Here is a 14,189-nt window from a genome sequence, read left to right on the forward strand (position 1 = left end):
GCGTTGAGCGTGGCCAGGTTCTGTGTAAGCCGGGTTCGGTTACACCGCACACCAAGTTCGAAGCCGAAGCCTACATCCTGACCAAGGAAGAGGGCGGCCGTCACACTCCGTTCTTCGCGAACTACCGTCCGCAGTTCTACTTCCGTACGACTGACGTGACCGGCACCGTGACTCTGGCCGAAGGCACCGAGATGGTCATGCCCGGCGACAACGTGTCGTTCGGCGTTGAGCTGATCGCGCCGATCGCGATGGAAAACGGTCTGCGTTTCGCCATCCGCGAAGGCGGCCGCACCGTCGGCGCCGGCGTTGTGTCGAAAATCATCGAGTAAGGCGCGCTAGCCGCGCTTGGTTGCGGCAGGCGGTTTTCCGACGGAAAATCCGCCGGGAGCAACTCGGTGAAGACTAAAGAAGGGCGCCCCTCGGGGCGCCCTTTTTCGTGCGCGCTCTGACGGATTAATCCTGTCTTCACCTTTCGCTAAAGAAGCGACCTCATTTAAGCCTTGAGGCAAAAAGCGAAGGGCCTGAGCCACGCCATTTGTTCTCATGTCGCAATCATATCCGCTTGAACGCATCAAAAGCTCGCATTGTGCGCGGGTTGATACGCCAAGGGGGCAGAAGATGGGGAACACCATGTTTGGACTTCAGTTCGTACAATACGGCACACGCATCTTGCACAGCAAAGACCTGGATGACATGCAGACGGCGATCCTTGGTGAAGAGGGGTTCGAAGGCGGTGCGGGTGGATACCACCCCAGAAAACAGGTCAAGCTGACGGCCTGCTATTCGGGCCACCCCAACACGCACGTACCCCGGCAGCGTCTATCGTCAAAATAGATCTTCGCCTTTTCCGGTTTTTGACGCCAGGTTGGGAAACTGCACAGAAATCTTCCATGCCGGATAACGGCAGGGCTAAACTCATCATGCTCCTATAAAAGCGCTGCACTATGTGGCGCGCATACTTGACGAGGCACGATATGGTGGGTTTGGACCTGTTGGTGAATGCGGCGAATGTCTTTTACCTTATTTCGTATTCGGTCCGAGACATTTTCTGGCTACGGGTGCTGACGGTAATCGGGGCGCTGATCCTGTTGCCCTATTACTATCTGCAAAATACGCCGCTTTGGGCGCCGATTGGGTGGAACCTGTTTTTCACAGGTATCAACATCTTTTGGATCATACGGCTGTTGCTTGAACGCCGCCCGGTGCCATTTACCGATACGGAGCGGCATCTGTACGAAACTGCGCTGCGCACTTTCAGCGAACGTGACGCGTATAACCTGCTTAAGTCGGGCGTCTGGAAATCCGTTCCCGCCGGGACAAGGCTGTTGACGCAGGGCGACCCCGTTCCACGCCTATCGCTAATCGTGGAGGGTGAATTCAGCGTCGAAATGAACGGCAATCGTGTCGACACGCTGGGCGAGGGGCGTTTCCTCGGCGGCACGGCGTTTCTGAGCAGGGATCAGGATTTTGCGGCGCCGGTGACCGTGACGGCGCTTGAGCCGTCACGTGTCATAAGCTGGGACATGCCCGAACTGAACGCTGAGCTTCGGAAACAACCAGATCTGGCGATTTCGATAGAAGCCAGCCTCGGGCTTGAAATCTCGCGTTTTTTGCAAACGGCGCGCGTGCAGATGGCTTAGAGCGCGGTTTCCGCCGCGTTCCGTACTGCGCGGATGTTCTGCCCATAAACTTCGGGGTTGGACACCGAACCGCCTTTGAAAACGGCGGAGCCTGCGACCAGTACATCGGCACCTGCGGCCGCTACCAAGGGCGCGGTCCGCGGATCAACGCCGCCGTCGATCTCAATATGCACGGGGCGGTCGCCGATCATCTGGCGCAGCTTGCGGACCTTGTTCGTCATATCAATGAACTTCTGACCGCCGAAACCGGGGTTCACGGTCATGACGCAGACCAGATCGGTCAGGTCCAGCAGATGCTCGACCGCCTCGGCCGGGGTGCCGGGGTTCAGCGCGACACCGGCCTTCATGCCAGCGGCGCGGATGGCCTGCAGGGTGCGGTGGGTGTGCGGTCCGGCCTCGACATGGGCGGTCAGGATATCGGCGCCTGCGTCCGCATAGGCCTGAATGTAGGGATCGACGGGCGTGATCATAAGGTGGACGTCCATCACGGTCTTTACATGCGGACGGAACGCTTTGACGGCGGGCGGGCCAAAGGTCAGGTTCGGGACGAAATGGCCGTCCATCACGTCGACATGAACCCAATCGGCGCCCTGGGCCTCGATGGCCTGAATCTCTTGTCCGAAATTGGCGAAATCGGCGGACAGGATCGACGGGGCGATCTTGATGGTGCGGTCAAAGCTCATGGCGGCCTCGTGTCAGCTGAAGAGTCGACCCGCATATACCTGCGCCGTGCTGCAAAGGGTAGCCCCCGCGACTCGCGCGCCGTTACAAAACTATCACCACACTGACACATGGCCGTTGAATGGCCTCTGTAGCTGACCTTCAACACGAACTGGGGGTGGCACGTGCTGCGTATCGAGAAACTGACCAAACGCTTTGGCGACAATGTTGCTGTGGACGCGGCGACGCTGGATGTGGACAAGCCGTGCATGATCGGCATCATCGGGCGATCGGGCGCGGGCAAGTCTACCCTGTTGCGGATGATCAACCGCCTGACGGATTCCAGCGACGGTCAGATTCTGTTCGAAGGCCGCGACGTGACGCAACTGAAGGGTCGCGATAAACGCGTCTGGCAGGCCGAATGCGCGATGATCTTCCAGCAGTTCAATCTGGTGCCGCGCCTGGATGTGGTCTCGAACGTGCTGCACGGTACGCTGAACCGCCACTCGACACTGGCGACCATGTTCAACTTGTTTCCGATGGACGAGATTCACCGCGCCATCGACATTCTGGACCGTTTGGGCATTGCTGAACACGCGCCGAAACGGGCCGAGGCGCTGTCGGGCGGCCAGCAGCAACGCGTCGCCATTGCGCGTGCCCTGATGCAGGACCCCAGGATCATTCTGGCGGACGAACCCATCGCCTCGCTGGATCCGATGAACGCGCAGGTGGTGATGCAGGCGCTGCGCCGCATACACGAAGAGGACGGTCGCACCGTCATCGCCAACCTACACACGCTGGACACCGCGCGCCGGTACTGCGACCGCGTCGTCGGTATGCGCGACGGACGCATTGTTTTCGACGGTCTGCCCGAACAGCTGACCACCGGCGTTGCCCGCGAGATTTATGGCGCCGATGCCAGCTTCTCGGAACAGGCGACCTCGACCGAGATCGAAACGCTGGACACCGCCAAGAAGGCTTTGATGGATGCCGAAGCCACCATCTAAGCCCGCCCCCCCCTTTCATCGACCGGCCCGATGAAAGGCCGGCACATCAAACCGGAGAGAGAAAGATGAAAAAACTCATTGCTGCCCTTGTTGCGACCACTGCCATGGCCGCACCTGCAATGGCTCAGGAAATCAGCGAATTCCGCATCGGCATTCTGGGCGGTGAGAACGCTCAGGATCGCCTGAACAACAACGAATGTCTGCGCGTTTACACCGAAGAAGCGTTGGGTGTTCCTGCGAAACTGTTTGCACCTGCCGACTATAACGGCGTGATCCAGGGCCTGCTGGGGGGCACCATCGACGTGGCCTGGCTGGGCGCATCGGGTTACGCGAAAACCTATCTGTCTGACCCCGAAGCCGTTGAGCCGGTTCTGGTCAAGGTTAACACCGATGGCGGCTATGGCTATTACTCGGTTGGTTTTGCCCGCAAGGACAGCGGCATCACCTCGCTGGAAGACATGAAGGGTAAGGCATTTGGTTTCGGTGACCCGAACTCGACCTCGGGCTACCTGATCCCGTCGATCGAAATCCCTGCCGCCACCGGCGCGACCATGGAATCTGGTGATTACTTCGGTGAAGTGAAATTCACCGGCGGCCACGAGCAGACCATCGTTGCGGTCAACAACGGCGACGTTGATGGCGGCGTGACCTGGGCCGATGGTCTGGGCGAATGGGAAGACGGCTACCGGTCGGGTGCCCTGCGCCGCGCCGTGGATGCCGGTCTGGTCGATATGAACGACATGGTCGAAATCTGGAAATCCAAGCCGATCCCGGAAGGTCCGGTTGTGGTCCGCAAGGCTCTGCCTGACGATGTCAAAGCCAAAGTGACCGAACTGTGGGACACGCTGAGCGAGAAAGACCAGGATTGCTTCTACGGTGTTGCGGCAGGCGAGGCCAAAAGCTTCGACCCGATCACGCATGGCGCCTACGAAGTCATCATCGAAGCCCGCAAGCTGAAGTCTAACTAAGCCTGCATATCCAATGATCGGGGTCTGGTGTCAAAACCGGACCCCGTTTTTCCACTCAGGAGCATTCCATGACAGACCTGACTGCTGGGCCCCCCAACGTTGACCAGATTCGGGCCGACTATGCCGAGATGACCCGGCGAAAGCGGGTCTATGGTGGTATCCTTCTGATCGTGTTCGTGGCCTTGATGGCTGCGGGTTTCCGCACGGCGGACGACCGCAACGCGGGCAGTTTCATCGACGGCTGGCACCGCATTCTGGACTATCCGGCCGAGGTCCTGTCAGAGGCGTGGGAAAAGATCGGGGTCGTGCCGGAAAATCTGGTCAAGTTTTTTCCGGCGCTGGTCGAGACGCTGAATATCGCTGCCGCCTCGACCTTGATCGGTACGATTGTGGGGACGTTCCTGTCGCTGATGTCAACGCGGGGCATGGCCTATTGGCCCGCGCTGATCCCGTTGTTTCGGCGCATCTCGGATATTTTCCGGGCCATCCCCGAGATCGTCATCGCGCTGGTTCTGATCTTCATCCTGGGCGGTGGCCCGGTGCCCGCGATGATCGCCATCGCCATTCACACGGCAGGGGCGCTGGGCAAATTGTTCTCTGAGGTGAACGAAAACGCCTCGCTCAAACCGGTCGAGGGGCTGCAATCGGTTGGCGCCAACTGGTCGCAACGCATGTATCTGGGCGTGATCCCGCAGGTCGGCCCGAATTACGTCAGCTATGCCCTGCTGCGGTTCGAGATCAACATCCGTGCTTCGGCGATCCTTGGTTTCGTCGGCGCAGGTGGTCTGGGCTATGAGCTGCGCAACGCGATGTCGTGGGGGCAGGGGCGTTATGACGAAGCCGCTGCCATTTTCATCCTGTTGTTTGTCACAATCGTCGTCGTCGACCAGATCTCGGGCTATCTGCGCGACCGTCTGGCTCACGGGTCGGAAAAAGGAGCCTCGGCATGAGTACTTTCGCAACCAACCTGACCATTGATGAACTTAAGGCCGAGGCGGATCGTATTTTCAATCGGAAACGGCTGGTAAACTTTGGCCTGCCCGCGCTGGTTCTGGCCTATCTGGTCTACGTGTTCTTTGCTTTCGATGTGCCGGGTCTGGCAGCGCGGGCGAATTGGGACAACGGCAAGACGCTGGTGGCGGACAGCTACAGCTATAAAACGCATATCGAGCGGGACAATCGCTCGGGCGAGGTGACTGCCGCCATCGAAGGCGAGCGCAAAGGCGCTTACCCCGAAGGCCAAGCGCCCGATTGGGTGACACTAGGCGCGACCACGGTGATCGAGCTGGAAGACGGTCATGTTGTACGTTTCGGTCCCGAGACAGTTGAATACGACATTCCTGGCTATGGCACTATTCGGGCAACGCCGACCCGTTCGGCAGGCGTGCAGGCAGAGTTGCCCGCAGGTGACGTGCCAGACTGGATCAGCGTGTCCAAGAACCGCCTGGCGGTCACCACGGATGCGGGCCGCCTTACCGTAACCCGCAACCGGTCCGAGGTGTTCCGCTATTTCACCGGGTGGGAGCTGTTCTGGTTCACGCTCGACAGCCCGTTTTACGGCAAGTCCTTCCCCGAACTGGCCGGGCGGGCCATGAACGGTGAGGCCGGTGCGATCCTGAACGATTTCTGGACCAACAAGATGTGGCGGCATCAGGACGTGGCGTGGGCGATTTTTGAAACCATCCTGATGGCGTTTCTGGGCACCCTCGGCGCGGCCATGGCCGCCCTGCCGCTGGCCTTTCTGGCGACGCGAAACTTCAACCCGGTGAAAGTCGCACGCTTTGCGACCAGACGGGTGTTCGACTTTGTCCGTGGTGTCGATGCCTTGATCTGGACCGTGGTGCTGGCTCGTGCCTTTGGCCCCGGCCCGCTGACTGGGGCATTGGCCATTCTGGTGACGGACACGGGCACCTTCGGCAAGATCTTTTCGGAGGCGCTTGAGAACGTGGACAACAAACAGATCGAGGGTGTCCAGTCCACCGGCGCCAACGCGCCGCAACGCTATCGCTTTGGTGTGATCCCGCAGGTGACGCCAGTGTTGCTGAGCCAACTGCTCTATTTCTTCGAATCAAACATCCGCAGTGCCACCGTGATCGGCGCGATCACCGGCGGTGGGATCGGCCTGTTGTTGACACAGACGATCATCACCCAGAAGGATTGGGAAGAAGTGGCCTATTACATCGTCCTGATCATTCTGATGGTGATGCTGATGGACTGGTTCTCGGGCTGGCTGCGTCGGCGCCTGATCCGGGGTGAAATGGGTAAAAAGCGCAAGCCGCGTTGAGCGATAGAAAAATCGCAGCCGCCGGGTTGAGCAAGGACCAAGGACGAAAGACAATGCCACGCCTGCGCCCGGATCAGCCGTTCATTCACCCCGGCTGCCAGATTGCGAACAGTGACTTTGGTGCGTATGTCGAGATCGGTGCGGGCAGCCGGGTCGCGCACTCGGTCTGGGGGGACTACTCCTATTGCGACCGAACCTGCGATATCGCCAATGCCGAGATCGGCAAGTTCGCCAATATCGCCAGTTTCACGCGGATCGGGGCAACAGACCACCCGATGGAAAAGGCATCTCAGCACCATTTCCTGTACCGGTCCGCAGATTACTGGGACGATGCCGACGATGATCTGGATTGGTTCGCCTATCGTGCCAGCCGCAAGGCGGTGATCGGGCATGATACATGGATTGGCCACGCGGCGATCATCAAGCCCGAAGTGACGATTGGCCATGGCGCGGTGGTTGCTTCAGGCGCTGTGGTGACCAAGGATGTCGACCCGTACACCATCGTTGGCGGTGTGACGGCCAAACCGATCCGCCGCCGGTTTTCTGAGGACATTGTCGAGCGGATGCTGACCTTGGCGTGGTGGAACTGGGACAACCCGCGCCTGCGCGCGGCATTGTCGGACTTCCGATCACTTGGCGCCGAAGTATTTCTTGAAAAATACGAATAAGCCGGTGGTGTCAGAAACAGGAAATGCTCCCGCACCCGCAGGAGTATCGGCTGCGCCGATCCCCCCCCTGGCGGCTTTGGGCCGGGCGCCGCGCAAAGCGCGGCGCTACGCCCAATGGGATGAGGCCTCCGCAAGGAGGCAGAAGACGGGCGGGAGACCTTCGTCGCCTAGTCGTCGTTCAGGGTTAGTGTGACCCGTTCCCCGGCGAAAACAGTGCGCCCGTACTCGACCGGCACACCCGACAGATCAGCGTTCACCCCGGTCGAAAACAGCACCGGTGCGCCTTCAGGCAATTGCAGATGCAGAGCTTGTGTCGCTGTCGCGCCCCGCGCGGTCAGGCGGGTTGAAACGCGGGTGTAATCCGCGACACCGCAGCGCTGCAGCGCTTTGGTCACGGATTGCGCCTCTTGCAGAGCTGTCAGGATGTCGGGCAGGCGGTCTGCCGGAAAGACGCTCTGAAACAGGCCGATGGGTTGGCCGTCGGCCAGTGACAACCCGTCATATACATGCACCTTATCGCCCGCAGTCAGCCCAAGCGCCTCGGCTTCGGTGTCATCCGCCACACGCGTCGTCAGCGAGAGGATGGTTTTGCCGGGTATCTTGCCGCTGGCCGATATGCTCTTGTGGTACCTGACCCGCTTGCCAATCGGATAATCTGTCGGGCGCGCGGCCACAAATACACCCGCGCCGCGCCGGGCATGCACCAACCCCTGTTCGGCCATATCTGCCAATGCGCGCCGCACCGTGTGCCGGTTAACCCCATGCTGTGCCGCCAGTTGCGCCTCGGTCGGCAGGCGATCTCCGGTGTTGTAACGCCCCTCGGCGATGTCCGAGGTCAGGCTCAGCGCGATGCTTTTCCAGACCGGTGTTTTGCTCATGTCACCAAACTTTCACAGTGTCGCGGATTGCGGGACTCACTTTCGGGGTGTAATATTTGTCTAGTTGTATAGTTCACATAGACAACCCAGCCAAGAGGTTTCGATGGCGGATCAACAGAACATGGCAATCGCTGCACGCAAGGAGTGGATGGGTCTGCTGGCCCGCGCTCCGGAAGAGGCGTTGATGGAATTGTGGGGCAAGGTTGGCGTGCCCCCAAGCTTTGACTGGCTCCGCAGCCCCGAGGTTGGGGGCGTGATGGCGCGTGGTCGGACGGGCGGTACAGGTGCGCCGTTCAACCTGGGGGAAATGACTGTCACGCGCTGTTCTCTGGTGCTGACGGATGGAACGGTCGGGCATGGCTATGTGCAGGGTCGGTCGAAGCGCAAGGCTGAGGCCGCGGCACTGATCGACGCACTGATGCAGACCGACGCTGCCAGGGACATTCGTGCCCGTGTGATCACGCCGCTCAGCCAGCAGATGAGGGCAGCCCGGACGGCCCGCGCTGCGAAGGCGGCGGCAACGAAGGTCGAGTTCTTCACGCTGGTACGGGGAGAGGATTGATGAACGCGCAAACCCAGTTCTCGGGCGGATTCGAAAACGCGCCGATCGATGCAGCCCACGCTTTCCGCGCCGCGATGACGGTAATGGCGCGGCCCGGTGAGATCCGGTTGATCTCGGGGGCTCAACCGCCATCGCCCTTGTCCGTGGCTGCGGGGACGTTGCTGCTGACCCTATGTGATCCGGATACGCGCGTGCATCTGGCGGGCGCACTGGACACGGATGCTGTACGTCAATGGCTGACCTTCCATACCGGTGCGCCGATTGCACAAGCGTCCGAGGCGGATTTTGCCGTCGGGACATGGTCGGCCCTTGCGCCGATGTCGAAATACCGCATCGGAACGCCCGAGTACCCGGATCGCTCGGCCACGCTGATTGTCGAATGTGACGATCTGCAACACGCGGGTGCGGTGCTGTCTGGCCCGGGGATCAAGGGCACCGCGCATCTGTCGCTGCCGGACGTACCCGCGCTTCGGGCCAATGCGGCGCTTTACCCCTTGGGCTGTGACTTCTTCTTCACCTGCGGTGACAGGATTGCGGCCCTGCCACGCAGCACGCAGATCAGGGCAGAGGGTTAGATCATGTATGTTGCTGTCAAAGGGGGCGAAAAGGCCATCGAAAACGCTCATGCCTGGTTGGCGGAAGAGCGTCGCGGATCGACCAATATTGCCGAACTGAGCATCGCGCAAATCCGCGAACAGCTGTCGCTTGCGGTGAACCGGGTGATGGCTGAAGGGTCCTTGTACGACCCGGACTTGGCGGCCCTGGCAATCAAACAGGCGCGTGGTGATCTGATCGAGGCGATCTTTCTGATCCGCGCCTACCGCACGACACTACCCCGGTTTGGATATTCGAACCCGGTTGAAACCGGTGAGATGGCTTGTGACCGCCGGATTTCGGCGACGTTCAAGGATGCGCCGGGCGGTCAGGTTTTGGGGCCGACCTTCGATTACACTCACCGCCTGTTGGATTTCAAACTGGCCGCCGAGGGCGAGGTTCCCGCAGCCCCTGAAGCCCCGCCGCGTGTGGAGCCAACGCCGCATATCACCGGGTTCCTCAAGGGCGAGGACATCATTCAGGACGAACCCGTCAGCGACGCCATCCCCGGCGACCTGACCCGCGAGCCGATGGAGTTCCCGGCCGGTCGCCCCCTGCGCCTGCAATCGCTGACGCGAGGGGATGAAGGGTTCGTGCTGGGCATGGCCTATTCGACCCAGCGCGGCTATGCCCGCAACCATGCGTTTGTAGGTGAGCTGCGCATCGGCAAAGTCGCGGTCGAGATGGACATCCCCGAACTGGGTTTCGCCATCGAGATCGGTGAGGTCGAGCTGACCGAATGTGAGACCGTCAACCAGTTCAAGGGATCAAAGACAGAGCCCCCCCAATTCACCCGTGGCTATGGGCTGGTCTTCGGCCAGTCGGAACGCAAGTCCATCGCCATGGCTCTGGTCGACCGCGCCCTGCGCTGGGAAGAACTCGGCGAGGACAATCTGGGTGCCCCCGCGCAGGATGAAGAGTTTGTCCTGAGCCACGCCGACAACATTCAGGCCACCGGGTTCCTCGAACACATCAAGCTGCCGCATTACGTCGATTTCCAGTCCGAACTGGAACTGGTCCGCAAGCTGCGCCGCGAGGCCGAAGAACGGATCACACCGAAGGAGGCCGCGGAATGATGTCAGGGACCAGACTGTTCAATACCGGTGCTTTGGGCACTTGCCCTTGGTTCTGTTTTTCGGAAACGGGCGCTGTTGCGGCTGGAACACAGATGCGACGCCCCAACCGAGCGCCAGACCCCTTTCCGGTCTCTCTGCTGCGCGCGACGGCGATGTTTGGCGTGCCGGTTATGTCTGAAGATATAGGCCAAAATGACCAAAAAGAACGCGGTAACAACAATTACGTCCATAAAAACACCAATAAAAAGCGAAGTACAAAAAATGAATGAATATAATTTCGCATATTTGGACGAACAAACCAAGCGGATGATACGCCGTGCCATTCTGAAAGGGCTGGCCGTCCCCGGATATCAGGTTCCCTTTGCCAGCCGCGAGATGCCGATGCCCTATGGCTGGGGCACCGGAGGAGTTCAGGTCTCGGCCGCGACGCTGACGCCGGATGATACCTTCAAGGTGATCGACCAAGGGGCGGATGACACCACCAACGCCGTCTCGATCCGCAAGTTCTTTGAGAACACCGCAGGCGTCGAGACTACCGAGGAAACCGAAAAGGCGACGATCATTCAGACCCGTCACCGCATTCCCGAGGCGAATCTGACCGAGGATCAGATTCTTGTCTATCAGGTGCCGATCCCGGAACCGCTGCGGTTTCTGGAGCCGCGCGAGACCGAGACGCGCAAGATGCACAGCCTTGAGGAATACGGGTTGATGCACGTGAAGCTGTACGAAGATATCAGCCAGCATGGCGCGATTTCGACCGCCTACGCCTATCCGGTGAAAGTGTCGGGGCGGTATGTGATGGACCCGTCTCCGATCCCGAAATTCGACAATCCCAAGCTGGAAATGGACGCGATCCAACTGTTCGGAGCCGGACGGGAGCAGCGCATCTATGCGGTGCCGCCCCACACCAAGGTCGTCAGCCTCGATTTCGAGGATTACCCGTTCGAAGCCACCAAGGCCGACCATCCCTGTGACCTGTGCGGGGCCGAAGACAGCTATCTGGACGAGGTGATCATGGATGACGCGGGCAACCGGATGTTCGTCTGTTCCGACACCGATTACTGCCGGTCCCGCCGCGCGCAGGGCCACGAAGGACGCTTGGGCGAGGAGGGCGCAGTATGATCCCGTTGTTGCAGGTCAAAGGTGTCGAAAAGCGGTACGGCGCGCGGATCGGTTGTTCGAATGTCAGTTTCGATCTCTATCCCGGTGAGGTGATGGGCATCGTCGGTGAAAGCGGTTCGGGCAAATCGACCTTGTTGAACTGCCTTGCGGGGCATCTTGAACCCGACGCGGGGCAGGTGGTCTTTGATACGCGCACCGATGGTCTGGTGGATACGGTGACGATGTCGGAACCCGAACGCCGCATGCTGGGCCGTACCGATTGGGCCTTTGTCCATCAGCACGCCCGCGATGGGCTGCGCATGTCGGTAAGTGCGGGCGGCAATATCGGTGAGCGGTTGATGGCCGTTGGCGACCGTCACTATGGCCAGATTCGCGACCGGGCGATTGACTGGCTGGGTCGGGTCGAAATTGATGGTGCCCGCGTGGACGAACGCCCGACCGCGTTTTCGGGCGGGATGCAGCAACGCCTGCAGATCGCGCGCAATCTGGTGACGGGGCCTCGGCTGGTGTTCATGGATGAGCCGACCGGCGGGTTGGATGTTTCGGTCCAGGCGCGGCTGCTGGACCTGCTGCGCGGGTTGGTGCGTGAAATGGGGCTGAGTGCCATCATCGTCACGCATGATCTGGCCGTGGTGCGCCTGCTGGCGGACCGGCTGATGGTGATGAAGGACGGCCACGTGGTCGAGGCTGGCTTGACTGATCAGGTGCTGGACGATCCGCAACACGCCTATACGCAGTTGCTTGTGTCCAGCGTTCTGCAGGCTTGAGTATTTGGGAAAAGATGAAGTGCGATGATTGAGCTTAAGGACGTCAGCAAGAGCTTTACTCTGCATAATCAGGGTGGTGCAGTGATCCCGGTGATGGAAGGCGCCGCGTTGAAGGTTGTGCCCGGTGAATGTGTCGCGCTTACGGGTGCGTCGGGGGCGGGCAAGTCGACCCTGATGCGGGTGATCTACGGGAATTATCTGGCAGCCTCGGGGCAGGTTCTGGTCGGTGGTCTGGATGTGGCCCGGGCCGAGCCGCGCGAGATTCTGAGGTTGCGCCGTGAGACGTTGGGTTATGTCAGCCAGTTCCTGCGTGTAGTGCCGCGTGTGCCGACGCTGGATGTGGTGGCCGAACCGCTGTTGGCCGTCGGGTGCGACCGTCAGGTGGCGCGGGACAAGGCGGCGACGTTGCTGGAGCGGCTGAACATTCCTGAAAATCTGTGGTCGCTGAGCCCGACAACCTTTTCCGGTGGCGAGCAGCAGCGGGTCAACATCGCCCGGGGATTTGTGCATGACTATCCTGCTATGTTGCTGGACGAACCTACGGCCTCGCTGGATGTGCAGAACCGGGAAACGGTTCTGTCGCTGATCGAAGAAGCCAAGGCGCGCGGCGCGGCGATCGTAGGCATTTTCCACGATGTCGGTGCGCGCGATCGAGTTTGTGATCGTGAGATCAACGTCTCGGATTTCACCGCCGGAGCGGTCGCATGAGCCTTGCGCCGGTCATAGCTGTTGTTGGCCCCTCGGGTGTTGGCAAGGATAGCGTGATGGCGGCGCTGGAGGCCCGTGCTCCGGGTTTTGTTCGGACGCGCCGGGTGATCACCCGCCCCGAAGGCGAAGAGGGCGAGGATTTCGACCGTGTGTCCGGGCAGGTCTTTCAGCAGATGGTGGCCGAGGGTGCCTTTGTCCTGCACTGGCCCGCGCATGGCTTGTTCTACGGGGTGCCCAAGGGGATTGAGGATCTGCGGCACCAGCCGGACGCGGTTCTGGTCAACCTGTCCCGTTCGGTCCTGTTGCAGGCGCAAGAGGTTTTCGGCGATCTGATCGTGATCTCTCTGACCGCCGACCCCGAGGTTCTGGCACACCGTCTGTCTGCGAGGGCCCGTGAATGCGCCCGTGAACAAGCGCGGCGGCTGGTTCGTGCAACGAAACCTTTGCCAGAGGGGCTGTCTCGGGTCATCGAGATTGACAATTCGGGGGCACTGGAAGCGACGGTTTCCGCCATCTTGTCCCAGCTTCAGCCGGAAAGGGCATAGCGATGGATCAGGTGAAAACGTCCGTCTTTGGCCTCGCCCACAAGGGCCAGGTCGGTGATCCGGAACGGGGTGGGCAGCAGGGGCGCAAGCTGCGAATGCAGGACGTCGTGAACTGTTGTCAGCGTCGGCTTGTTCAGCTTGCCGCTGAGGGTGATATGAAAGCGGAAGGCCTCCATCACATACGGGTAGCCCCATTGAACCAGGTTGGCGTCCTGCTCGGGCGACAGGCCAGCGGTGCGGCGGCGCTCCAGTTCGGCCTCAGACGCGGGCGCGCGGAAACTGTCCAGATCGCGCACGCAGGCGGCGGCCAGCGTGTTCAGCGCGGCCTCATCCCCCAGCGGGCGCAGGGCCAGAAACCGTCCGAGGCGGGCAATTTCCAACCCGCCCAACGTGACCGGAGGCTGCGTCTGCGCCAGTCGCGCGCAGGCCTCGGCCAGCGCATTCACCGACTGCCCGTCACGCAGGCGGAAGGGCGGTTTCATCGTCGCGTGCAGCCCGTATTTGCGCGGCACCTCGCTAACGGCCGCAATATCCACGCCATCGACCACCGGATGCGCGACGCCTTCACCCATTTCCATGTCCCAGCCCAGCCAACTGGTGGCGAATTTCGTCCATTCAGCCTCGGCCGGTGGTGCAAAATAGATCGCGTATCGCGTGAATGTCACATTGGCCTCCTATGCGTGGCCTTCTCAATAGCTCAGACCGTGTGA

General features: G+C 60.7%; 19 protein-coding genes. 16 read left to right on the forward strand and 3 right to left on the reverse strand.

Going from position 1 to position 14,189, the window contains the following annotated elements:
• The 3 genes from ACR0DO_RS09325 to ACR0DO_RS09335 all read left to right on the forward strand — a co-directional run.
• Positions 1 to 329 (forward strand): EF-Tu C-terminal domain-related protein (locus ACR0DO_RS09325; protein WP_480558180.1); only part of this gene is annotated, 329 nt, incomplete at its 5' end.
• Positions 330 to 618: 289 nt separating this feature from the next.
• Positions 619 to 834, forward strand: coding sequence for a hypothetical protein (locus ACR0DO_RS09330; protein ID WP_480558182.1), 216 nt, complete (start codon positions 619 to 621; stop codon positions 832 to 834).
• 140 nt (positions 835 to 974) lie between these two features.
• Complete coding sequence (locus ACR0DO_RS09335) at positions 975 to 1,640, forward strand: Crp/Fnr family transcriptional regulator (protein WP_480558184.1); 666 nt, start codon at positions 975 to 977, stop codon at positions 1,638 to 1,640.
• Here ACR0DO_RS09335 and rpe read toward each other — a convergent pair.
• A complete protein-coding gene (gene rpe / locus ACR0DO_RS09340; protein WP_170672427.1) occupies positions 1,637 to 2,323 on the reverse strand; it encodes a ribulose-phosphate 3-epimerase in 687 nt (228 codons plus the stop codon). The two genes, ACR0DO_RS09335 and rpe, sit on opposite strands and share 4 nt — an antisense overlap.
• 162 nt (positions 2,324 to 2,485) lie before the next feature.
• On the opposite strand from rpe, the gene phnC reads away from it, so the two are divergent.
• From phnC to ACR0DO_RS09365, 5 genes are all read left to right on the forward strand, one after another.
• Positions 2,486 to 3,307, forward strand: a complete 822-nt coding sequence (gene phnC / locus ACR0DO_RS09345; RefSeq protein WP_480558186.1) for a phosphonate ABC transporter ATP-binding protein — start codon at positions 2,486 to 2,488, stop codon at positions 3,305 to 3,307.
• Between the two features lie 65 nt (positions 3,308 to 3,372).
• Positions 3,373 to 4,275, forward strand: coding sequence for a phosphonate ABC transporter substrate-binding protein (gene phnD / locus ACR0DO_RS09350; protein WP_480558188.1), 903 nt, complete (start codon positions 3,373 to 3,375; stop codon positions 4,273 to 4,275).
• A gap of 68 nt (positions 4,276 to 4,343) precedes the next feature.
• Entirely contained in the window at positions 4,344 to 5,225 is an 882-nt protein-coding gene (gene phnE / locus ACR0DO_RS09355) for a phosphonate ABC transporter, permease protein PhnE (protein ID WP_480558190.1), read from the forward strand.
• On the forward strand, positions 5,222 to 6,559 hold the full coding sequence (phnE, locus tag ACR0DO_RS09360; protein WP_480558192.1) for a phosphonate ABC transporter, permease protein PhnE: 1,338 nt from the start codon (positions 5,222 to 5,224) through the stop codon (positions 6,557 to 6,559). The genes phnE (ACR0DO_RS09355) and phnE (ACR0DO_RS09360) overlap by 4 nt, the downstream gene beginning before the upstream one ends.
• Positions 6,560 to 6,612: 53 nt before the next feature.
• Positions 6,613 to 7,227, forward strand: a complete 615-nt coding sequence (locus tag ACR0DO_RS09365) for an LbetaH domain-containing protein (RefSeq protein ID WP_480558193.1) — start codon at positions 6,613 to 6,615, stop codon at positions 7,225 to 7,227.
• Between the two features lie 167 nt (positions 7,228 to 7,394).
• On the opposite strand, the gene phnF is transcribed toward ACR0DO_RS09365, so the two are convergent.
• Positions 7,395 to 8,105, reverse strand: a complete 711-nt coding sequence (gene phnF / locus ACR0DO_RS09370; RefSeq protein WP_480558195.1) for a phosphonate metabolism transcriptional regulator PhnF — start codon at positions 8,103 to 8,105, stop codon at positions 7,395 to 7,397.
• Between the two features lie 103 nt (positions 8,106 to 8,208).
• Here phnF and phnG point away from each other — a divergent pair, with 103 nt between their 5' ends.
• From phnG to ACR0DO_RS09410, 8 genes are read left to right on the forward strand one after another with little or no spacing between them, the layout of a single operon-like run.
• The gene (phnG, locus tag ACR0DO_RS09375; protein ID WP_480558197.1) at positions 8,209 to 8,667 is read left to right on the forward strand and encodes a phosphonate C-P lyase system protein PhnG; all 459 of its coding nucleotides are present in this window, start codon (positions 8,209 to 8,211) and stop codon (positions 8,665 to 8,667) included.
• A complete protein-coding gene (phnH, locus tag ACR0DO_RS09380; protein WP_480558199.1) occupies positions 8,667 to 9,242 on the forward strand; it encodes a phosphonate C-P lyase system protein PhnH in 576 nt (191 codons plus the stop codon). Before phnG ends, phnH begins: the two co-directional genes overlap by 1 nt.
• Before the next feature lie 3 nt (positions 9,243 to 9,245).
• Positions 9,246 to 10,337, forward strand: a complete 1,092-nt coding sequence (locus ACR0DO_RS09385) for a carbon-phosphorus lyase complex subunit (RefSeq protein WP_480558201.1) — start codon at positions 9,246 to 9,248, stop codon at positions 10,335 to 10,337.
• Entirely contained in the window at positions 10,334 to 10,606 is a 273-nt protein-coding gene (locus ACR0DO_RS09390) for a hypothetical protein (protein ID WP_480558203.1), read from the forward strand. The genes ACR0DO_RS09385 and ACR0DO_RS09390 overlap by 4 nt, the downstream gene beginning before the upstream one ends.
• Complete coding sequence (locus tag ACR0DO_RS09395) at positions 10,599 to 11,459, forward strand: alpha-D-ribose 1-methylphosphonate 5-phosphate C-P-lyase PhnJ (RefSeq protein WP_480558205.1); 861 nt, start codon at positions 10,599 to 10,601, stop codon at positions 11,457 to 11,459. The genes ACR0DO_RS09390 and ACR0DO_RS09395 overlap by 8 nt, the downstream gene beginning before the upstream one ends.
• A complete protein-coding gene (gene phnK / locus ACR0DO_RS09400) occupies positions 11,456 to 12,226 on the forward strand; it encodes a phosphonate C-P lyase system protein PhnK (protein ID WP_480558207.1) in 771 nt (256 codons plus the stop codon). Before ACR0DO_RS09395 ends, phnK begins: the two co-directional genes overlap by 4 nt.
• A gap of 24 nt (positions 12,227 to 12,250) precedes the next feature.
• A complete protein-coding gene (phnL, locus tag ACR0DO_RS09405) occupies positions 12,251 to 12,934 on the forward strand; it encodes a phosphonate C-P lyase system protein PhnL (protein ID WP_480558209.1) in 684 nt (227 codons plus the stop codon).
• Entirely contained in the window at positions 12,931 to 13,479 is a 549-nt protein-coding gene (locus tag ACR0DO_RS09410) for a phosphonate metabolism protein/1,5-bisphosphokinase (PRPP-forming) PhnN (protein WP_480558211.1), read from the forward strand. The genes phnL and ACR0DO_RS09410 overlap by 4 nt, the downstream gene beginning before the upstream one ends.
• Here ACR0DO_RS09410 and ACR0DO_RS09415 read toward each other — a convergent pair.
• Complete coding sequence (locus ACR0DO_RS09415; RefSeq protein ID WP_480558213.1) at positions 13,461 to 14,144, reverse strand: DUF1045 domain-containing protein; 684 nt, start codon at positions 14,142 to 14,144, stop codon at positions 13,461 to 13,463. The genes ACR0DO_RS09410 and ACR0DO_RS09415 overlap by 19 nt on opposite strands.
• Positions 14,145 to 14,189 lie beyond the last annotated feature (45 nt).

This window comes from Ruegeria sp. AM9, from assembly GCF_056540565.1.